The 21084-nt window shown below is 61.7% G+C and carries 19 protein-coding genes and 1 tRNA gene; 9 read left to right on the top strand and 11 right to left on the bottom strand.

From position 1 onward, the window contains the following. Positions 1-26: 26 nt before the first annotated feature. The 8 genes from ACK6BI_RS19250 to ACK6BI_RS19215 all read right to left on the bottom strand — a co-directional run bounded on the left by ACK6BI_RS19250 (position 27) and on the right by ACK6BI_RS19215 (position 8596). Positions 27-731 carry an energy transducer TonB gene (locus ACK6BI_RS19250; protein ID WP_409318302.1) on the bottom strand — a complete coding sequence of 235 codons (705 nt, stop codon included), beginning with the start codon at positions 729-731 and terminating at the stop codon, positions 27-29. Positions 732-734: 3 nt separating this feature from the next. Next, a complete protein-coding gene (locus ACK6BI_RS19245) occupies positions 735-1160 on the bottom strand; it encodes a biopolymer transporter ExbD (protein ID WP_007955109.1) in 426 nt (141 codons plus the stop codon). Positions 1161-1171: 11 nt separating this feature from the next. Then, positions 1172-2971 carry a DUF2341 domain-containing protein gene (locus ACK6BI_RS19240; protein WP_409318301.1) on the bottom strand — a complete coding sequence of 600 codons (1800 nt, stop codon included), beginning with the start codon at positions 2969-2971 and terminating at the stop codon, positions 1172-1174. 13 nt (positions 2972-2984) lie between these two features. Beyond that, complete coding sequence (locus tag ACK6BI_RS19235) at positions 2985-4580, bottom strand: ShlB/FhaC/HecB family hemolysin secretion/activation protein (RefSeq protein WP_409318300.1); 1596 nt, start codon at positions 4578-4580, stop codon at positions 2985-2987. Between the two features lie 73 nt (positions 4581-4653). Next, positions 4654-5265: a transposase gene (locus tag ACK6BI_RS19230; protein WP_409318299.1), complete on the bottom strand. Its 612-nt coding sequence runs from the start codon at positions 5263-5265 to the stop codon at positions 4654-4656. A 289-nt stretch (positions 5266-5554) separates the two neighbouring features. After that, complete coding sequence (locus ACK6BI_RS19225) at positions 5555-6763, bottom strand: DSD1 family PLP-dependent enzyme (RefSeq protein WP_409318339.1); 1209 nt, start codon at positions 6761-6763, stop codon at positions 5555-5557. Between the two features lie 74 nt (positions 6764-6837). After that, positions 6838-8166 (bottom strand): D-arabinono-1,4-lactone oxidase, encoded by a 1329-nt coding sequence (locus tag ACK6BI_RS19220; RefSeq protein WP_409318338.1) that lies wholly within the window; start codon positions 8164-8166, stop codon positions 6838-6840. A gap of 76 nt (positions 8167-8242) precedes the next feature. Further along, positions 8243-8596 (bottom strand): c-type cytochrome, encoded by a 354-nt coding sequence (locus tag ACK6BI_RS19215; RefSeq protein ID WP_409318298.1) that lies wholly within the window; start codon positions 8594-8596, stop codon positions 8243-8245. 265 nt (positions 8597-8861) lie between these two features. On the opposite strand from ACK6BI_RS19215, the gene ACK6BI_RS19210 reads away from it, so the two are divergent. Then, entirely contained in the window at positions 8862-10487 is a 1626-nt protein-coding gene (locus ACK6BI_RS19210; RefSeq protein ID WP_409318297.1) for an NADP-dependent glyceraldehyde-3-phosphate dehydrogenase, read from the top strand. Positions 10488-10536: 49 nt separating this feature from the next. Continuing rightward, on the top strand, positions 10537-11574 hold the full coding sequence (locus tag ACK6BI_RS19205; protein ID WP_409318296.1) for an FUSC family protein: 1038 nt from the start codon (positions 10537-10539) through the stop codon (positions 11572-11574). A 3-nt stretch (positions 11575-11577) separates the two neighbouring features. Here the strand turns inward: ACK6BI_RS19205 and ACK6BI_RS19200 are convergent, their stop codons facing one another. Beyond that, positions 11578-12471 carry a DMT family transporter gene (locus ACK6BI_RS19200; RefSeq protein ID WP_409318337.1) on the bottom strand — a complete coding sequence of 298 codons (894 nt, stop codon included), beginning with the start codon at positions 12469-12471 and terminating at the stop codon, positions 11578-11580. A gap of 139 nt (positions 12472-12610) precedes the next feature. On the opposite strand from ACK6BI_RS19200, the gene ACK6BI_RS19195 reads away from it, so the two are divergent. Next, positions 12611-13048: an Lrp/AsnC family transcriptional regulator gene (locus ACK6BI_RS19195; RefSeq protein WP_064381847.1), complete on the top strand. Its 438-nt coding sequence runs from the start codon at positions 12611-12613 to the stop codon at positions 13046-13048. A gap of 40 nt (positions 13049-13088) precedes the next feature. Then, entirely contained in the window at positions 13089-13415 is a 327-nt protein-coding gene (locus ACK6BI_RS19190; protein ID WP_409318295.1) for a YceK/YidQ family lipoprotein, read from the top strand. Positions 13416-13479: 64 nt separating this feature from the next. Here ACK6BI_RS19190 and ACK6BI_RS19185 read toward each other — a convergent pair whose 3' ends face one another. Next, the gene (locus tag ACK6BI_RS19185) at positions 13480-14151 is read right to left on the bottom strand and encodes a Bax inhibitor-1/YccA family protein (protein WP_027613775.1); all 672 of its coding nucleotides are present in this window, start codon (positions 14149-14151) and stop codon (positions 13480-13482) included. Between the two features lie 123 nt (positions 14152-14274). Here ACK6BI_RS19185 and ACK6BI_RS19180 point away from each other — a divergent pair. Then, positions 14275-14362: transfer RNA gene (locus ACK6BI_RS19180), tRNA-Ser, on the top strand. A gap of 195 nt (positions 14363-14557) precedes the next feature. Here the strand turns inward: ACK6BI_RS19180 and ACK6BI_RS19175 are convergent. Then, complete coding sequence (locus ACK6BI_RS19175; RefSeq protein ID WP_409318336.1) at positions 14558-15751, bottom strand: MFS transporter; 1194 nt, start codon at positions 15749-15751, stop codon at positions 14558-14560. Between the two features lie 230 nt (positions 15752-15981). Here ACK6BI_RS19175 and ACK6BI_RS19170 point away from each other — a divergent pair, with 230 nt between their 5' ends. The 4 genes from ACK6BI_RS19170 to ACK6BI_RS19155 all read left to right on the top strand — a co-directional run bounded on the left by ACK6BI_RS19170 (position 15982) and on the right by ACK6BI_RS19155 (position 21079). Then, a complete protein-coding gene (locus ACK6BI_RS19170) occupies positions 15982-16914 on the top strand; it encodes an AraC family transcriptional regulator N-terminal domain-containing protein (protein WP_409318294.1) in 933 nt (310 codons plus the stop codon). A gap of 87 nt (positions 16915-17001) precedes the next feature. Next, positions 17002-17457 (top strand): (2Fe-2S)-binding protein, encoded by a 456-nt coding sequence (locus ACK6BI_RS19165; protein ID WP_409318293.1) that lies wholly within the window; start codon positions 17002-17004, stop codon positions 17455-17457. Further along, complete coding sequence (locus ACK6BI_RS19160) at positions 17457-19709, top strand: molybdopterin cofactor-binding domain-containing protein (RefSeq protein WP_409318335.1); 2253 nt, start codon at positions 17457-17459, stop codon at positions 19707-19709. Before ACK6BI_RS19165 ends, ACK6BI_RS19160 begins: the two co-directional genes overlap by 1 nt. A 17-nt stretch (positions 19710-19726) precedes the next feature. After that, the gene (locus ACK6BI_RS19155; RefSeq protein ID WP_409318292.1) at positions 19727-21079 is read left to right on the top strand and encodes a c-type cytochrome; all 1353 of its coding nucleotides are present in this window, start codon (positions 19727-19729) and stop codon (positions 21077-21079) included. The last annotated feature ends 5 nt before the right edge of the window (positions 21080-21084 follow it).

Here is a 21084-nt window from a genome sequence, read left to right as displayed (position 1 = left end):
CTTTTCATACAGCTTTATGAATTCGGTTAACCCGGACGTCGCCCTTGCAGGGACATGCGCACGGGCAAGGTGATGGAGGCCGGTGGCCGTTCGCTCAAAGCAGGCGCATTGCGCAGCGCGGCCAGAACCTGCGTATCGATGTCCGGATGGCCGCTGGACTTGACCAGTTCGACCCGGGTGATTTCACCCACGCTGCTGAGCCACACATCGGCCTGCAGCGAAAACGCGAGGCTGCGCAGGTCCGGGTTCTCCCGCAGCAGCTTCTGAAAGGTGAACGCGAGGAACTGGCTGTAGGTGCCGTTGCCCACACGTCCACCACCCGCACCGGCCATGCCGCCGCCCTTGCCCGCGCCGATGTTGAAAGCGTCGTTGCCACTCTGGGCGTCGCCGTCCATTTGCATCGGGTTGGCCAGGTCGTCCGCCGGCGATGGCGGCGCTTCTTCTTCGGGTTTCACTTCCTGTGGCTCGGGCGTCGGTTCGGGCTCGACGACTTTTTCTTCCACCGGGGTTTCCGGCTCCGGCGGTTTCTCCGGCGGCGGAGGTGGCGGTGGCGGCAACGGAATGATCGTCGGCACCTTCGGCGCTTCGCGGCGGATGCCGCTCATGTCGTTGGCCCACTGCCACAGGAACCACGCAGCGAGTGCGCCGAGGATCAACCCGGCGCCCCACTTCAGGTAGCGCACGGGCGATTTCTTCACCGGCAGCGGTTCGATCGGCATCTGTGCAGTCATGACTCAGCCCTGCGTCGGTTTGCCGGTGACGAGACCGACCTGGGACAGTTCGAGCCGGCGCAGCAGATCCAGCACTTCGATGACTTTCTGGTATTGCACCGTGGCATCGCCACGCACGATCACCGGAAAGTCCGGGTTTTGCGCCTTCTCGATGCGCAGGCGTTCTTCCAGCTCCGGCAGTGTCACCGGGTAGGCGTCGAGGAACACCTGGCCGCCGTCGTTGACCGAAATCGCCTTGGTCTTGGCCTCGGACAGCGACACCGCGGCGCTGGCCTTGGGCAGGTTGATCTGGATCCCGGAGACCTGCGCGGTGGCGGTGAGGATGAACATCACCAGCACCACCATCAGCACGTCCACCAGCGGGGTGATGTTGATGCTGTCCACCGCTGCATCTTCATCATCGTCGTGGGAGGCATTTACGGACGCCATGTCAGTGCTCCTCAGGCCGGTACGGAGTGGTTGACGTGATGGCCGCGCTGATGCGCTGCTTCACTGGACTGACCTTCGCCGTGCATCTCCGCCAGGCGGGTGATGAACTCGTCGACGAACACCCGCATGTCGGCGCTGACTTCCTTGTTGCGGGTGATCAGGCGGTTGTAGCCAAACAGCGCCGGGATCGCGACGAACAGTCCCATGGCCGTGGCGAGCAACGCAGCCGCCATACCCGGCGCGATGGCGTTGATGTTGACGTCACCGGCCATGGCCGTGCCGAGAAACACCACCATGATCCCCAGCACGGTGCCGAGCAGACCGATGTACGGGCCGCCGGCGATGGCGTTGGACAGGGTCGAGAGTTTCGAACTCAGTTGCTGGTTTTCCCGGGTGCGCACACCGTCCATGGAGCAGCGGATGGCTTCGATGGTCGCCGCCGAAACCGACGAGGTATCGGCGCCTTGCTCGCGGCGGGTGCGGATTTCTTTCACCGCCACCTGATACAGGCGCCACAGCGGCGAGTGCTGCAAGCGCTGGGCGAGTTGCGCGTCGTCGGCGAACATTTCCAGGCGCGTGCCGACCTTGGCGAATTGCTCGCGAAACGCTTCGTTGGCGGCGGTGACACGGCTGAGGGTGCGGTTCTTGCGCAGCATGATGAACCACGACTGGAACATCATCAGTACCAGCACCGCGATGATCACCCACGCATCCACCGGCACGGCATTGAGCAGGAAACCGAGGCTGCCGAAACCGAAGCCGGACTGTTCTTCATCGACCCCGTAGGCCACCAGTTTCGACTCGGCGCCCTGGGAAGTGGCGTCGGCCAGCAACAATGGCGCCGGACGGGCGACTTTCGACAGGCGCAGTTCATCGATGGCGCCCACGAACGGCTGGAACGCGCCCGGTGAAAGGTCCGCACCAATGGCCATGACCGAATTGAACGCCGGCATCGCTTGAGCGAGCGCTGCGCTTTCGCGGCCGTTGATGTACAGCGTCACTTTCGAACCTTCGGCGGTCAGCGCGACATGCTGCCATTGACCGGGATTCAGCGGTTGCGTGGCGACAGCCCGCTGACCACTGATCTCAACGAACGGCACACCCTGATTCACACCGATCAGCAGGCTGTTGACGCCTTCGCGACGGGCCAGGATCAGTTGCTCGCCACTGGCCTGATCCAGACGCAGCCACGCGCTGAAGGTGAAGGCGCTACCGGCGTTGTGCTGCAGCGACGGACTGGCCGGCAGCAACAACGGTTGGCCGCTGAACTGCAAGGCCCGCCCCACTACGCCGTCGATGGCGGCGCCGGTCGCGCTCTGCGCGGTGTTGCCGTAAGCAGTGGTGTCTTTGGCCGGGGTGCCGGTGGCGCCGTCGAAGTGATAGAGCGCGGTGTAATTCGGATCGAATGTCAGTTGGCCGTTGCCGGTGGCCGGGGCTTTCGGGTTGCCGTAGTACATCCAGATGTCCTGGCGCTGACCGCCCTCGACATTCGGCACATCGACCCAGATCAGCGCCATGCCCATCAGCGCGTCGAAGCTTTCGATCTGGTGGTTGAGCACGGTCTTGTCGTCGGCTGCGACAAAACGCAGGTCCGAGCCGTCCTCTTTCACGCCATCAAAGGTGAAGTTGCCGGTGTGCAGGCGCACCAGCAGCGCGGTGCGGCCCAGGGCCTGATTGATCCCGGCACCTTGTGGCGTGGTGTCGACGGCGATCTGTTTACGGTAATGCCAGTCGTCCTGCCACCAGGCCTGAGCCGTGGCCGGGAGCACGAAGCCCAGGCAGATCAACAACGAAAGAATGAGGCGCTGCATGGAACGTGCTCCTTTAGAAAGTGGCTTGAAGGTTGAAGTGCAGGCGCGATTCCTGTTTCGAGGTGTTCGGCCCTTCGAGTAGCGGATAGCCCCAGTCGACGCTGCCGGACAGCCATTTGCTCAGGCTGGCGCGGGTGCCGAGGCCGACACTGGCCAGGGCGTAACTGGCGTCCTGATCCGGCAATTCGTCGCGCAGATACAGTTGCGCGCCTTCGGCGAAGGCGTAGAAGCGCCAGTCCTGCATCCAGTTGCCGGCGTACCTGGCCAGCGAAGGCGTGCGGACTTCCTGACTGAGCAACACGCCGTCATCGCCAGTGCGTTCGGCAGCCAGATAACCGCGTACCGAGGTCGCGCCGCCAGCGGAGAATTGTTCGTTGGAAACCAGTGGGCCCGACGCCAGCTGGAACGCGGCTTTGCTCGCGCTTTGCCAGTCGTTGTCGAAGGTCCAGGTGAAACTGGTGTCGCCCTTGAGCACGGCAAAACTCGGCTTGGCGCGGTAGCGCTTGTAGTCGAACTCTTCGTCGGAGCTGCCGTAGCCGAAAATGCTGCGGGTAGCCGCAACGAGGCTCAGGCCGAGACCCAGCTGGCTCTTTTCGGTGTAGCGGTAGCCGTTGTAGGCGAAGGTGAACGGCGCGTATTTCAGCGGCACCTTGTCGCTCTCGCCGGACAGGGTCAGGCGTTCGTCGAAGTCCTTGAAGTCGATGCCGGCCGACAGCGAGTTCGACCAGCTGCCGCTGGACGGAATCGTGTAGATCGCCGACACGCCGTAGGAATGGCCCTTGCCGAGCACATTGCTGCCGCCGATGGTGGCGACGTTACTGTCGGACTGGTAACCGGAGAACTGCACGCTCCAGCGGTCGGTCAGCGGCGCGGTGTACGAGCCGGACCAGACCTTGGCGTTGTCGGTGTCCTGCGGTGCGGTGAAGTAAGTCAGGTTGAGGCTGTGGCCGAGTTGCCAGAGGTTGTTGTAGCCGAGGCTGGTCACGGCGCGGAGCTTTTCGGTGTCGGCGCTGTAGTCGTTGTTCAGCCCCACGCTGGCGGTCCACGGGTTCTGGTCTTCGACCTGCAGATCGACGTCCATGGTGCCGGGGCGCTGACCTTCGCGAACCAGCGGCATCACCTGCCGGCCCGGGGTCTTGTTGAGTTGCGCCAGTTCGCCCTGGACCTTGGCGAAGTCCGGCACCTCGCCTTCCTTCAGCGCCGGGACGTTGTCGCGGATGTCCAGCGGCGAATAGTGTTTGGCGCCGACCACCCGCACCCGGCCGACCTTGGTTTCGCTGACTTGCAGGTAGACGATGCCGTCGGCCACCGCCTGCTCCGGCAGTTCGACGAACACCGATTGGTAGCCGCGTTCCTGATAGACCTTCTGCAAGGCATCCCGCGCGCCTTCGATGTCACTCAGGGCTTTTTGCGGGCCGAGGAACGGGTACACCGCTTCTTCGATGGCCCGGGCATCGAGCACGGTGTTGCCGCGCACGAAGTATTCGTTGACGTCCACCAGACGCTGCGCACCTGCGTTTGCGGCCTCCTCGGCGAACGCCGGCTGCACGCCGGCCGTCACCAGCAGCCAGCTCCACAGCGCCAGCCGTGACGTGAAAATCTGCTCCACACTACCCCCTGAAATTCGCGATGACCTGTTGGCGTCTCGGCGCCCTGTGTATTGCGTCGGTTGCTGGCCGCCGTCAGTTGCTGACGTGCGGGGCGCAGGCGTGCTTGCCCAGCCAGGTGTGCAGCAGCGCGAAATTCAAGGAGAACTCGGGCATTTGCAGCAAGGCACCGCAGAACACTTCGCCGATGATTTTCTGAATGAGCAGCACCGCACGGGGCTCGTTGAGCAGCGTGGCGATGTCGCGACTGAGGACGTTGTAGCTCCAGACTTTCTGGTTCAGGCCCAGGCCGACGAACCAGCGAAACAGCAGGTTGTAATTGAGTTGCTCGAACAGCTGCTGCTCGCTCGGCACCGAATACAACAGTTGCAGGAGCAGGATGTGCATGACCGTTTGCGCCGGGATCAGCATGCCGGGCTGGGCGTTGAGTTCGTGCAGAAGATCGGCGTGGGCGTCGAACAGGTCGTCGATCTGCGGGCGCAGCAGCACCAGCGAATGCCCCGACGGAATGTAGCTGGAAACCTCTTTCAAGGCGCCCTGCCAGTCATCCTGCGACACGATCCAGACCCACGGCGCGCCGTAGCGATACACCGAAACCGGCTTCTTGCGCGCCGCTTCGACGATCTTCGACAGGCGTTGATCGAGTTCCTGCATGCCCACTTTCGAGTAGCGTTCCATAGTCCCCATTGCCTCACTCCCGGCGTCCCGCCTCGGCTTGTGAAAAGTGCCCCAAGGGCCCCTCAAGCGCGTTACATAGGCATGACCGGACTGGCGATGTGCTACCGAACTTTTGTCATAAAAGCTTCATTACAGAAATCAATCGGGATTTGGCAGACAACACAAAATCCTGTGGGAGCGAGCCTGCTCGCGAATGCGGTGTGCCAGTCGAATAGATGCTGACTGACAGGACGCCTTCGTCGGAACGCCGCCCGGAGCAAGCTCGCTCCCACAGGGGGGGATTTGTGGTGGTTTTGAGTCAGGTGTAGACGGGCCAGGTCTCGACGATCTTGCCGCCACGCATCGCCAGCAAGTCACCGAATTGCAGAAGGACAGCCTCGGTCTGCGTCGGCCGCAGAAAGACCTGATCCTCCACCGTCAGCCCCACAGCATTCGAACCATTGACCATCTCCTGATTCGAGCTGCGACCGTAAACACCATTGCTCTGAAGCCCCGGCGGCGATTCGAACTCGGCCATCCAGTTACCGCCGTAAATGAAGAAAGTCTGGCGCTGGTTGGTGTCCCACCACGAAAACAGCTTCGACTTGTCGTCCAGCGCCGGAATATTCACCGCCCCGGTGCTTTTCAGCACCGGCGTGGCGATGTACGCGGCGGGTTCGTGTTCAACCAGTGACGGCAGATCGTAATGAGTCGGCTTGAGCATCGCCGTCCCCACCGACACTTCACTGCTCAGGGTTTCGTTTTCATGCATGCGATAACTCGGGCTGCCGGCGGTGTTCAGGCACAGGCCGTCATGCCACAGCGCCGCATATTGCTGCCGGGTAAAGTCCACGCAGCGCTGATAAATCACCATCACCTTGGCGAACAGTTCTTCGGGCGACCCGAGAATCCCCGGCACGCCCATGCCCACGAACGGGTCGTAGCCCATGAACCCCGCGAATTCCAGATGCTGCGGGTTGGCGGCGATCAGCGCGAGCATCTGCCCGAGCACGTTCAGATCGCTGACGCCGCCCCGGTGCAGGCCGACGTCCAGCTCGATGTTGATCCGCATCCGCGTGCCAAGACCTTGAGCCAGTGCGAGGTATTGCTGCAGACGTTCGGGGTTGTCGAGCAGCCATTGCAGCTGCTTCGCCGGGTCGAACGGGCCTTTGTGGGTCTGATAGAACAACTCGGCCGAGCGCACCGGCAGTGGCTTGCCGAGCAGAATGTCGGAGTGCGGGTAAACCTGCGCGTCGTGATTGAGAAACGGCTGATGAAACGACATCAATCGCTGCGTCCCGGCCCGTTGCCCGATGTAGCTGAGCAGTCCCGGCGACGGTAACGATTTCTCTACCAGTCGCAGGTGCTTGCCGCTGCGTTTGACCGAGCCCATGACCACGTCAATGTTGTGATCGAGGCGATCCAGATCGATCAACAACACAGGGCGCATCGGGCCTTTTGCTTTCAGCTCGTTGTTCAGTGCGCGGAAATACTCGCTGTAAGGGCCGCCGCGATCCCCCGGCCGCAGCCACGCACCCACACCCAGCAGCAGAGCGCCGACACCCAGGGTGCCGAGCACGAAATTACGTCGATTGACCGCCATCAGCTCACCCCCAGAATCGACGACAGATGCGCGTTGAGGAACTTGCCGCTCGGGTCCAGCGCCTCGCGCACCTGAATGAATTCCCTCCAGCGCGGGTACAGCGCCTGCAAGGTCCGGGCGTTGAGCGTGTGCAACTTGCCCCAGTGCGGGCGGCCGTTGTACCTCCAGAAGATCGGCTCTATGGCGGCGAAGAAGTTGTGGTGGTCCATCTGGTAGTGCTGGTGGACCGAGATCGAACAGCTGTCGCGCCCCTCGAACATGCTCAGCGGTATGTCGTCGGCCTTGACGTAGCGGTACTCGATGGGAAACCAGGTGCGCAGATCCTTGTCGCGGATCAGCTTGAGAATCTCGCGCAGGCACGCCGGGCCGTGTTCGGCGGGCACCGAATACTCCATCTCGTTGAAACGCACGATGCGCACGTTGGCGTAGATGTCGAACGAGTCGCCGACCCGATCCTCGAAACTCGCCAGATGTCGCATGCTGTTGAGCAGCGAAGTGCGCAGGCCCGGGAAATCGCTGCCGTACTTGTCGAGCTTCTCGATCAGGGTCACGAACTCGTTGCCGCCCTCCTCTTCAGGGGGAGTCGGTGGCGTGGCCGGGTCAGTGGTTTCGTTGAGGGCAATCGACAAGGCGTAGTCGGAGTGAGTGACGACGAGCATTTCCCAATGCTGGTTTTCGCTTGTGTTCTTGTCGAGGTCTTCCAGCAGCTCTTCGGTTTTGGCGATCCACTGACGTTCGCGCAGGCGATAGGCCGGGCGGTTTTGCAGGCGGATCTTCGTCGCCACGCCCAGCGCACCGAGGGACACCCGCGCAGCATTGAACACCTCGGGATGACGCTGGCTGTCGCAGTCCAGCACCTCGCCGCTGGCCGTCACCAGTTGCAGGCCGCAGACCTGGGCGGAATAGGACTGGAAAGTCTTGCCGGTGCCGTGGGTCGACGTGGAGATGGCCCCGGCGAGGGTCTGATAGTCGATGTCGGCCATGTTCTTCAGGGCCTGACCGACGTCCTTGAGCGGCACGCCCATGCGCGACATCGGCGTGCCGGCGGCGAACTCCGCTTGCAGGGTCTTCGGGTCGTGATCAAGCAGACCGTTGAAATAACTCAACGAAAGCAGCGTGCCGTCGGTAGGCACCAGCGCGCTGAAGGAATGCGCCGAGCCGACCGGGCGGATCTTGCCCGGTGCCTGCTGGATCACCGCCATCAGTTCATCCAGATTCTTTGGCGCCACTCGTGCCGCCGGCAGGCAACTCTGCCCGCCCGACCAGTTGCGCCACGGGATCAACCGGGGCGCGCGCATCAATTGGCCCAAGGCCGGATTCGTCGCCAGCGCACTGAACGCGCCGACGATGCTTGCCCGTTGCAACAGCTGACGTCGAGTCAGATCCATCGTCATGCTCGCACCTTTATTGTGGCAGCGGCTGATCGGCCATGAAGCCGATCAACTGGAGGAATTGTTCTTCTGAGCATTCGACGCACTGGCCCATCGGCGGCATGCCGTTGTAGCCGTTTATCGCGTGGTCGAGCAGCGTGTCGGCACCTTGCTGGATGCGTGGTTCCCAAGCCTTGCGGTCACCGGTCAGCGGCGCGTTGGCGGCGGGGTTGGCGTGACAGAGCTGGCAGCTGTTGGCGTAGATCTGCGCCAGCGCCGGATCTTTGGGAATGGCGTTATTCGTGCTGACCGGGGGTTTGGGGTCTTCGCCGCAGCCGACCAGAGCAGCGACCAGCATCAGCAGCAACATGATTCGGGATGCCCGCATAACGATCCTCGCGTGGGGTGTCACTTATTGTTGTGATCACACCTTAAGGCCGCGGCGACAAGGCGTTGAGGGCATTGCGGGCCAGTGAAGGGGGCAAACGGGGACAGCCGGAATGCGGCTCGGTATCGGCTAAACGACGGGCGTCTTGCCGAGCCCTCTGCCTTGCACCTCTGCGTGACATTCGCGTGACATTTGCGGGTTTAAATTTCGGCGCATTCAGGCGTATAACCGTTACAGACTTTTTCAATGACACGCGGGTAGCGACATGACCACAGCAAACATCCTTGGCAATCTGTTCCCTTCTGTCAGCGACATCCCGGAAAAATACCGCCTCGACGGCCAGGTCGAACAACGCGAATACCTGGTCGACGGCCAGTTGCGCCGCTGGGACGGCCCGCTCGCCACCGTGCGCAGCCCGGTCTATCTGCAAGGCGACAACGGCGACGAACAAGTGATCCTCGGCAGCACACCGCTGCTGGACGCCGACACCGCCCTCACCGCCCTCGACGCTGCGGTACGCGCCTACGACCGTGGTCAGGGCCTGTGGCCGACCCTGCGCGTAGCGGAACGCATCCAGCACGTCGAAGCCTTTCTCGGGCGCATGCGCCAGCAGCGCGACGCCGTGGTGAAACTGCTGATGTGGGAAATCGGCAAGAACCTCAAGGACTCGGAAAAAGAGTTCGACCGCACCTGCGACTACATCGTCGACACCATCAATGCCCTGAAAGAACTCGACCGTCGCTCCAGCCGTTTTGAACTGGAACAGGACACCCTCGGCCAGATCCGCCGCGTTCCGCTTGGCGTGGCGCTATGCATGGGCCCTTACAACTATCCGCTGAACGAGACGTTCACCACGCTGATTCCGGCGTTGATCATGGGCAACACCGTGGTGTTCAAACCTGCCAAGCTCGGCGTGCTGCTGATCCGTCCGCTGCTCGAAGCCTTCCGCGACAGTTTCCCGACCGGCGTGATCAACGTGATCTACGGCAGCGGCCGCGAGACCGTCAGTGCGCTGATGGCCAGCGGCAAGATCGACATCTTCGCGTTCATCGGCACCAACAAGGCCGCCAGCGACCTGAAGAAGCTGCACCCGAAACCGCACCGTTTGCGCGCCGCGCTGGGGCTGGATGCGAAGAACCCCGGCATCGTCCTGCCGGAAGTCGATCTGGATAACGCGGTGAGTGAAGCGGTTACCGGCTCACTGTCGTTCAACGGGCAGCGCTGCACCGCACTGAAAATCCTGTTTGTGCATGAGGATGTGGTCGAAAGCTTCATCGAAAAATTCAACGCCAAACTGGCCAGCCTCAAACCGGGCATGCCGTGGGACAGCGGCGTATCACTGACCCCGCTGCCGGAGTCGGGCAAAGTCGATTACCTGCACGGGCTGGTGGCCGATGCGAAAAGCAAAGGTGCGAAGGTGGTCAACCCGAATGGCGGCGAATCGCGGGAATCGTTCTTCCATCCGGCGGTGCTGTACCCGGTGACGCCGCAGATGCGCGTGTATCAGGAAGAACAGTTCGGCCCGGTGGTGCCGATCGTGCCGTATCGCCATCTCGATACCGTGATCGACTATGTTCTGGAATCGGACTTCGGCCAGCAACTGAGCATCTTCGGCACCAACCCGGTGGCGGTCGGTCGCCTGGTGGACACCTTCGCCAACCAGGTCGGACGGATCAACCTCAATGCCCAGTGCCAGCGCGGCCCGGACACCTACCCGTTCAACGGGCGCAAGAACTCCGCCGAAGGCACGCTGTCGGTACACGATGCGTTGCGGGTGTTTTCGATCCGGACGCTGGTGGCGACCAAGTTCCAGGAGCCCAACAAGGATCTGATCAGCGAAATCATTCGCGGGCGGGATTCGAATTTCATCGCCACCGATTACATCTTCTGAGGAGGGATCACCGCTGAGCACTTTCAGCCCCCACCGCTGGCCGCCGCTATTGCGGCGGATCCTGCGGCCGCTGCTGGATCCGTACCGTCGCTACCGGCATGCGCGGTTGATTCATGCGGTGCGGGTAGCACTGGGACTGCTCGCGACGATCCTGCTGACCACCGGCATCAACCTGCCCCACGGCGAGTGGGCGTCGGTGACCATGCTGGTGGTGATCGGAGGTTTGCAGCACCACGGCAACATCGGCAAGAAAGCCGCCGAACGCGCCACCGGCACCTTGATCGGTGCCGGCGTCGGTCTGTTATTAGTGGCGCAACAGGCCTGGCTGGGGGTGCCGTGGCTGACTTATTTTGCGATGGCGGTGGTGTGCGGATTCTTCTCGTATCACGCCATCGGCAAGGGCGGCTACACCGCCCTGCTCTCGGCCATCACCGTTTTCATTGTCGCCGGGCATGGCGACAACCCGATCACCGACGGGCTGTGGCGCGGGGTCGATATCCTGATCGGTATCGCTCTGGCCCTGGCCTTTTCCTTCGCCCTGCCGCTGTACGCGGTGTATTCGTGGCGCTACAACCTGGCCGACGCGTTGCGCGATTGCGCCACGGTGTACGGGCGGATCATCGGCGGCGAGCCGATTTCCGCCGACGAACACCTGAAACTGATGGGCCGGCTGAACACGGTGATGGTACAACTGCGCTCGTTGATGCCGTCGGTGTCCAAGGAAGTGAAGGTCTCGATGACCGAACTGGATGCGATCCAGCGCAACCTGCGCATGTGCATCAGCACCCTGGAAATCCTCGGCAACACCCGTCCTGACTCCAATGACCCTGAAGCCATGGCGCACCTGCAATCGGCGTTGAAGGCCGAGCACCGGCAGATCCGCGTTCAACTGATCGGCATGGCCCGAGCCCTGAAAACCGGTGCGACCCAGCGCCTTGGGCGTCCGCTGGATTTGCCGGACGCCAGCCTCGACGCGCCGGTCTACAGCCCGCTGGACGGTTATCGTCTGCTGACCCGGCAACTGGCGTTCAACATCGGCGAGATGCGCCAGCGCCTGGCGAAAACCGCGCCGCGCTGGAACATCTGAGGATTACTGCGCCGCCAGACGCCGCGACCTGAAGCCCCAGCCCTGTTGCATGCCGGCAGCGGCCAGCAGAATCGCCGCCACGCCGATCCATTGCAGGATCTGCAACTGATGCCCGAAGGCAAACCAGTCGACGAAAATCGCCGCGATCGGATAGATGAACGACAGTGCGCCAGTCAGTGCCGTCGGCAATTTCTGGATCGCGCCGTAAAGCAGCACATACATCAAACCGGTGTGTACGATGCCCAGCGTCACCAGACTGGCCCAGGCACTCGGCGCCTGCGGCAGCGCTGAAAGATGCGCGAACGGTGCGAGCAGCAGCACACCGGTGCAGACCTGGATCAGCGCAATCAGGTGCGGCGGCGTGCCGGTCAGGCGCTTGATGATCAACGCGGCGATGGCGTACAGAAACGCGGCCCCCAGCGCCAGTGCGATTCCCATCAGGTAATCATTGCCGCCCTCGCCCTGCCCGCCGTGGGCACTGACGATGGCCAGCATCCCCATAAATGAAATCGCCAGCCAGAACAGCTTTTGCAGGGTGATCTTCTCGCCCAGAAACAGCGCCGCCAATCCCACCAGCATGAACGGCTGCACGTTGTACACCGCCGTGCCGATGGCAATCGAGGCCCGTGAATACGAAGCGAACAGCAATACCCAGTTGCCGACGATTGCCACACCGCTGAGCACCGCCAACAGGAATGTGGTGCGGGTCAGAATGCCAGGGCGCAGAAAACCGAAAGCGGCGCAAATCAGCAAGAGCGTTCCGGAGCCGAATACGCAGCGCCAGAACACCACGTCGAGCACCGGCTGCCCGGACACCAGCACAAACCAGCCGATCGTCCCGGATATCAGCATGGCGGCGGTCATTTCAAATGAGCCGCGACGGATTGTTTTGTCCATCATCAATCTCCTTAATGTGTGGCAAAAGTATGCCAAGCGAGACCAAGGCTTCTCCAGCGCAAAAAGCAGGCTAAACTCGATTTCTGCCTTTTTTATCATGGGTGGTTTGCGTCATTCACCTAATGCGGGAGTTATTTATATGACCGATGATATAGACCAGATCCTGATCGGGGCCTTGATGGAAGACTCCCGGCGTTCGCTCAAGGCCCTGGCACAAATCAGCGGGTTGTCATCACCGAGCGTGGCCGAGCGCTTGCGCCGCCTGGAAGAACGCGGTGTGCTCAAGGGCTACACCGTGGAGATCGACCCGAAGTGCTTCGGTTATCAGTTGCAGGCGATTGTCCGTGTACGGCCATTGCCGGGGCAGTTGCAGGAGGTGGAGCGGCAGATCCTGTCGATTCCCGAATTCACCGAGTGTGACAAGGTTACTGGCGAGGATTGTTTTATCGCTCGACTGCATGTGCGTTCGATGGAGCAGCTCGACACCCTGCTCGACCGATTGAATACGCTGGCGGAAACCAATACCGCCATCGTCAAGAAGACCCCGGTCAAGCGGCGATTGCCGCCGATGGCGTGAGCGGCGTAGATTGGAGCTTTTCCGGCGAAGGATTCGCGGCATGAAAATTCAGGCGGTGATACTGGCGGCATTGATGCTGGCGGGTTGCGGGACCATACAGACCGTAGCGCTCAACGATAAAACGAACGTCGATCAGTTGAAGGCGAAAAAAACCTACTGCGGCGCCGTACCGCGCATCTACAGCGGCGTGACGTACGACTTCTGCATGCTGCACGCCGAAAAACCGGATGACGTCGATGCGTTCAACTACAAGAACCCGTCCCTCGGTCTGGTGGTTGACGGAGCCGTTTCCGGGGTGCTGGATACGTTTCTGCTGCCCTACACGATTTACAAGCAGCACGCCGACGGCAGCATGATCATCAACTGATCACGTTTTTGCAGACAACAAAAAACCCGCTCTCGCGGGTTTCTTGTTTATAGCGGTGTAGCGATCAGTCATCGCGGCTCATGATGCCGAAGATCTGCAACAGGCTGATGAACAGGTTGTAGATCGATACATACAGGCTGATGGTCGCCATGATGTAGTTGCGCTCGCCGCCGTGGATGATGGCGCTGGTCTGGAACAGGATGCAGACCGACGAGAACAGTACGAAACCTGCGCTGATTGCCAGTTGCAGGCCGCTGATCTGGAAGAACATGCTCGCCAGCGTTGCACCCAGCAACACGAAGAAACCGGCGGTGATGAAACCACCGAGGAAGCTCATGTCCTTGCGGGTGATCAGCACGTAGGCCGACAGACCACCGAACACCAGTGCGGTCATCGCGAACGCGGAGCTGACCACTTCAGCACCGCCCTGCATGCCCAGGTAACGGTTGAGGATCGGGCCGAGCAGGAAGCCCATGAAACCGGTCAGGGCAAATGCCGACACCAGGCCCCAGGCAGAATCACGAAGCTTGTTGGTAAGGAAGAACAGCCCGTAGAAGCCGATCAGCACCACGAAAATGTTCGGGTAGCCGACGCGCATCTGCTGGGCCACGAAAGCCATCACACCGCTGAATGCGAGGGTGAGCGCCAGCAAGCCGTATGTGTTGCGCAGGACGCGGCTAACCTCTAGCTGCTCTGCCTGCACGCTGTTGTGAACTGCGTAATCCTGTTCGCGCATGGCGACACTCCTGTTGGTTTGAAACGTTCAGTCGCAAAGATCATAACAGACGCTCTGTAACAAGCCATGCACAGAGTTTGACAGTGTGTTTCATTCAGGTATTATGGCGCCCGCAACGCAAACGGAGGTGTGGCCGAGTGGTTTAAGGCAACGGTCTTGAAAACCGTCGACTGTAACAGGTCCATGAGTTCGAATCCCATCGCCTCCGCCATCTTATGTACGACAAAGCCCTGATATTCAGGGCTTTGTCGTTTCTGGCGTTCTGAAAAATCTTCGCACCTAAGGATGCGTTCCATAACTAACCTCTTTTCATCCCCTCCCCGCCGTTCTGCCAATCAAACAGCAATCCAAAATCCTGCGACGCGCCGCCACCTGGTGGCTAATCGTCGTCAAACTCCTGATTTCGTCAGACAGCCACGTTCGATTCGGATAGATGAACGTCAACGACACTGCGGCCTGCCAGCGAGGCCAGCACGGACGCGACGACCAACACGGCGGCGCTGAGCCCGAAGGTGGCTTTGTAACCGCTCAGGTCCAAGGCCAAACCGCCCGTGACAGCGCCTGCGGCAATCGCCAGTTGAACAATTGCTACCAGCAAGCCGCCTCCCGCTTCCGCATCTTCCGGGAGCGTGCGCGCCAGCCATGTCCACCAGCCGACCGGCGCGGCCGTGGCAACCAGCCCCCAAAGTCCGAGCAACACCGCAGTCAGCGTCGGTGATCGACCGAAGCTGACCAGTGCCAGCGCGATAGCCGCCATGATCAGCGGGATGACGGTCAACGTGCGGTAGAGACCACCGCCAATAAACCTTTCAATCACAAAGGTGCCGATAAAACCTGCCACTCCCAGCCCAAGCAGCATGAAGGACAAGGTTGAAACACCGACGCCGGTCACCCCCTCAAGAAAGGGTCGCAGGTAGGTGAACAGCATGAACTGGCCCATGAAAAACAGGCTGACAGCAAGCATGCCCAATGCCACTGGCAAGCGTTTCATCAGACGAAGGACGTTGCCATTACCCGCTTGACGCTCGATCTTGAAGGACGGAAGGCTGATCAGCAGCCACACGGCTGCCAGCGCTGCGACGGGTACCACACAGAAGAATGCCCCGCGCCAGCCGATCAGCGAGCCAAGAAGGCTTCCCGCCGGGGCGGCGATGACCGTCGCCAGAGCGTTACCACCATTGACGATGGCCAGCGCTCGGGAAACCTGATCAGGTTGTACCAGGCGCATTGCAGTCGCTGCCGACAACGACCAGAAACCGCCGATCGCAATCCCGATCAAGGCACGTCCAAACATGAATGACGGATAGCCGGGGGCGAACGCGACGACCGTACCGGAGACGATCATCAGCAAGGTCAGGCCCAACAACAATTTTTTCCGTTCGATGCGAGCGGCGACCGAAGCAATCAGCAGGCTGGTGATCAATGCAAAGGTACCGGATACGGAGATGCCCTGGCCTGCCTGGCCTTCGGTGATGTGCAAGTCTGCGGCGATGGGTGTCAGCAGGCTGACGGGCATGAACTCTGAAGCGACCAGAGCGAATGCGGCCAACGACATGGCCAGCACTGCGCTCCAGCCACGTTTTGTAGAAAGCAAGGTCATGAAAAGTACCTGTGATGCGAAAGACGTGTGGAGGTGAGGCGCAGGGATATGCAGCTTTTCTCGCCTCCGGGCACCGCCCCCTGTAACAGATAGACACATTCTCCCGGTCAATCCGGCCCTTCCCTAGTGCATTCCTCTTGAATGCTTGCCTGATCCTCTGAGGATGCAGGGTGACGGATAGGAAACGTCTCGGGCGCGGATTAGAGTCAGGTCAACAGGAGTAAGCCCACATGACCCTTATCCCCTTGCCCCAGGAATCGTCCTGGGCATCGAGTGTTGACCCGCGAGTGAGCGCACCGGGAGATTTCTCCACGGCCATACCCGGCCTGTCGCTGTTTCGTCGCGATCATCCGGCGCCACCCGTCGTATGCATGATTGAGCCAAGCCTGATTCTGGTGGGGCGCGGCGAGAAGCGTTTGTGGGTCGGTGGTGAGGGCTACAGCTATGACCCTTCGCGTTTTCTGGTCACATCACTGGACCTGCCCGCCAACTCTGAAGTGGTCCACGCCAGTGCCGAACAGCCTTGTGTCGGCGTGGTACTGAAGCTGGATATCAGCATGCTTGCCGAAGTCATCTCCAGGAGCGGCTTGCCCACAAAACGCCAGCCATCAATGGGTACGGGCGCCGCGATCGGCAGCCTGTCGCCTGCCCTGGAAGACGCGCTCGCTCGCCTGCTGGCATTGCTGGACGAACCCGAGGCGATCCAGGTGCTGGCACCGCTGATCCTGCGTGAAATCCACTATCGGCTGCTGCATACCGACCAGGGGGCCCGCCTGCGGCAGATCACTGCCGTCGATGGCCAGGGTTATCGCATCGCCAAGGCCATCGACTGGCTCAAGGTCAATTACACCGAGGTTCTGCGCATTGACGACCTGGCCGCGCGGGTGCAGATGAGTGCTCCGACCTTTCACCATCATTTCCGCCAACTCACCGGCATGAGTCCGCTGCAGTACCAGAAATGGTTGCGGCTCAACGAGGCCCGGCGGCTGATGCTGGTAGAACGTCTCGATGTGTCACGCGCAGCGTTTGCGGTCGGCTATGAAAGTCCTTCGCAATTCAGCCGCGAATACGGCCGGCTGTTCGGCACCGCGCCAAGTCGGGACATGGCCCTTCTGCGCGGACAACCGTTCGAGACAGAAGCGCTCGGCAGCGTAGCGAACTGAACCAACAACCGGCTTCACCGGTGATGCGCCTTGCCGCGTGTCACCGCTCATAACAATGCACGTCAACCGATGATCAGCGGGTGAACCATGGAACTACGAATCAACCATAAGACCTATCAGGTCGATGCCGACGCCGATACGCCCTTGCTATGGGTGATCCGCGATGATCTGGGCATGACCGGGACCAAGTACGGCTGCGGACTGGCGCAGTGCGGCGCCTGTTCGGTGCTGGTGGACGGCAATGTGGTGCGCTCCTGCGTCACGCCGGTCGCCGGGGTCGTCGGTCGCGAGGTCACCACCATTGAAGCCATAGAAACCGATGAAGTGGGCAAGCGGGTTGTTTCGACCTGGGTCGATCTGCAGGTCGCCCAGTGCGGCTACTGTCAGTCCGGGCAGGTGATGGCCGCCACCGCGCTGCTCAAACAAAACCCCAGGCCGAGTGATGCGCAGATTGAGGCCGCAATGGTCAACCTGTGCCGCTGCGGTACTTACAACGCCATTCATGCCGCCGTGCATGAGCTTGCCGGCAAGGGGGAAGCATGATGAACGTTCGAATCGACCCTGCCCTGCAAGCCTCGGCACCGGACCTGCACGAACCGATCAATGTTTCGCGCAGACGTTTTCTCACCGGCACCGCTGTCGGCGCACTGGTCCTCGGCTTTGGCCTGCCGCTGGGTGTGACACGCGTACAAGCGGCTGCAGCAACCGCAACCGCCGAGCGTGGCACGCAGGTGCCGGCGTTCCTCGAGATCCGCCCGGACAACCGCGTGCGTCTGCTTTGCCCGTTCATGGAAGGCGGGCAAGGAACGTTTACCGCCATGGCACAGATCATCGGTGAAGAACTGGATGCCGACCCGGCGACGTTCATGGTCGAAGCGGCGCCGCCCGGCGAAGCCTATGTGGTGATGGAAAACGACATGCGCATCACCGGCGGCAGTATGTCGGTGCGCATGAGTTACCCGGTCATGCGCCGCCTCGGCGCCCTCGCCCGCGCCATGCTGCTGCAAGCGGGCGCGCAACAGCTTGGAGTACCGGAGAGCGAGTTGAGTACTGAGCCCGGCAAGGTCGTGCATGCCAAATCCGGGCGTTCGCTGGCCTACGGTGAACTGGCCGGACGCGCAATGGATCTGCCGGTTCCCGATCCGGCCTCCGTGCAACTGCGTGATCCGGGCCGGTTCCGCTGGATCGGCAAACCGGTGAAGCGCCTCGATGCCTATGACAAGTCCACGGGCAAGGCGCTGTACAGCATCGATCTGAAGGTCGACGACATGCTCCATGCCGCGGTTCAACATGCCCCGCGCCTGGGGATGACAGTGGGCAACCTGCGCAACGAAGACCAGGTCAAGGCGATGAAAGGCGTGCATTCCGTGCACCGCCTACCGGGCGCCGTGGCCATGGTCGCCGAGCGCTGGTGGCACGCCAGACGGGCCGTCGAGGCGATTCAGGTCAACTGGCAAGAGCCGACAGCCGACAGCAACGTGCGGCCGATGCCCGCCGACTTTTCCAGCGATGCCTGGCTCAAGCGCCTCGCTGAAGACAGAGGCCCCGCCCGGGATGATGAACTTGAAGGCGATGTGGCTTCGATTCTCGCGGGGAGCAAGACCCGGATCGAGGCCACTTACCACAACCAATACCTGAATCACGGGCAACTGGAGCCGCCTTCGGCACTGGCCAGATTCAATGCCGACGGTTCGCTGGACGTCTGGCTGCCCAATCAGGCGCCGGATATGTTCCGTGCCGACATCGCCAAACGCACAGGACTGGATCCGTCGCGCATCAACTTGCATTCGCCGCTGCTGGGCGGCTTCTTCGGCCGGCATTTCCTCTACGATTCGGCCAACCCCTACCCTCAGGCAATCGCGCTGTCCAAGGCGGTTGGCCGGCCGGTCAAACTGATCTGGAGTCGCGAGGAAGAGTTCCTGCGCGATGTGCTGCGCCCGGTTGCCGCCGTGAATTTCCGTGCGGCACTGGACGAAGACGGCTGGCCACTGGCAATCGAAGCGATCAGTGCCACCGAAGGGCCCACCGAGGCACTCGCCGGCAAGCAGGGTGAGAAGCTCGATCCGACAGCGCTCGAAGGGTTGTCCGGCAAATCCTATGCGATTCCCAACAAACGCATCGCGCAGATTTACGTCAAAGGCCCGGCAATGCTGGGTTACTGGCGCTCGGTAGGCAATTCACTCAACGATTTTTTCTATGAATCGTTCCTCGATGAACTGGCCGACAAGGGCGGCAAGGACCCGTTCGACCTGCGCCTGCACTTGCTGCGCGACAACAAACGGTTGACCACACTGCTGCAGGCCGCGGGTGAGCTGTCGGGTGGCTGGAAGCGCGGCCCGTTCACCGCCGAAGACGGCAGCCGACGTGCGCGCGGAGTGGCCATGGCGTCGCCGTTCGGTACGCAGACGGCGGTGATCGCCGAGGTATCCATCGAAAACGGCCAGGTCAAGGTACATGACATCTGGCAAGCGATAGACCCCGGCAACATCGTCAATCCGGCGATTGTCGAGGCTCAGGTGAATGGCGCGGTGGCGTTGGGACTGTCGCAGACACTGGTGGAAGAGTCCGTCTGGGTGGACGGCAGGCCTCGAGCGCGCAACTACGATTTGTACCCGATCCTGCCGCCTGCACGAATGGCCCGGGTCCACGTGCGAGTGGTCGAGAGCGGGGAAAAAATGGGTGGCATCGGTGAGCCGCCATTGCCCGCCGTCGCGCCCGCCGTCGTCAATGCGGTGGCTGCGCTGACCGGGCAGCGGATACGCAGCCTGCCCCTGAGCCGACACACCTTCACCTGATCAGCACCGGAGCGTTCATGAATAACAGCCGATTCGCAAGAACCGCTGGCTGGCTGGCCGTGCCGTGCCTGGTCGCGGCAGGCCTGCTGGCCTGGTATGTCACCCGCGAGCCCGTCTCGCGCCTGGAAAACCATCAGATCGCCGAGGCCGACATCGGCCCGGCATTGGTCGCTCGGGGCGAATACGTCGCCAGGCTGAGTGATTGCGTGGCCTGTCACAGCGTGCCGGGCGGTGCACCGTTCGCCGGTGGGCTGGAAATGGCCACACCGCTGGGCGCAATCCACGCAACCAATATCACTCCGGACATGGAAACCGGTATCGGCCACTACAGTCTGACCGACTTCGACCGCGCCGTACGCCACGGCGTGGCTCCCGGAAGTCGCCGGTTATACCCGGCGATGCCCTACCCGTCCTACGCCAAGCTCAGTGACGATGACGTGCGTGCGCTGTATGCGTTCTTCATGAAAGACGTGGCGCCGGTCAAACAGGCGAACATCCCGAGTGCGATTCCATTTCCGCTGAACCTGCGCTGGCCGATTGCATTGTGGAACGGTGTGTTCGTCGACTCCGGTCCTTATGTGGCCAGACCGTCGCAGGATGAACAATGGAACCGTGGCGCGTATCTCGTTCAGGGCGCCGGGCACTGTGGCAGTTGCCACACACCGCGTGGTCTGGCGTTCAACGAGAAAGCACTGGATGAATCCGGCGCGCCGTTCCTCGCCGGCGCGTTGCTCGATGGCTGGTATGCACCGAGCCTGCGCGATGATCACAACACAGGTCTGGGCCGTTGGAGCGAGTCTGAAATCGTGCAGTTCCTCAAGACCGGACGCAACCAACATGCGGTGGTCTATGGCTCGATGACCGAGGCGTTCAACAACTCCACGCAGTTCATGAGCGATGACGATCTGACGGCCATTGCCCGTTATCTGAAGTCGTTGCCTGGCGACCGCCACCGCGACGGGCAACCCTGGCAGTATCAACCGGTTTCGGCAGCGCAACGTCCGGACTCCCCGGGTGCTCACACCTATGTGACGCGCTGCGCGTCGTGCCACGGTCTGGACGGCAAGGGTCAATCGCAATGGATGCCGCCGCTGGCCGGCGCCACCTCGGCGCTGGCCGGGGAAAGCGCCTCGGCGATCAACATCACCTTGAATGGTTCACAGCGCGTCGTGGCAGCCGGCGTACCGGATGCCTATCGCATGCCGGCCTTCCGCGAGCAGTTGTCGGATCAGCAGGTTGCCGAGGTGCTGACCTTCATGCGCAGCACCTGGGGCAATCAGGGCACTGCCGTTGATGCGCAGACGGTGGCCAAACTGCGTGAACACACGGATCCGGCCAGCAGCAGCCCGATTATCCTGCACATGCGCTAGAGGAG

The organism is Pseudomonas sp. KCJK9016, from assembly GCF_046231795.1.
In the GTDB taxonomy this organism is placed as follows: Bacteria; Pseudomonadota; Gammaproteobacteria; order Pseudomonadales; family Pseudomonadaceae; genus Aquipseudomonas; species Aquipseudomonas bananamidigenes.
Note: the sequence above shows the minus strand (reverse complement) of the source record. Positions and strands in the feature narration are given on the sequence as shown.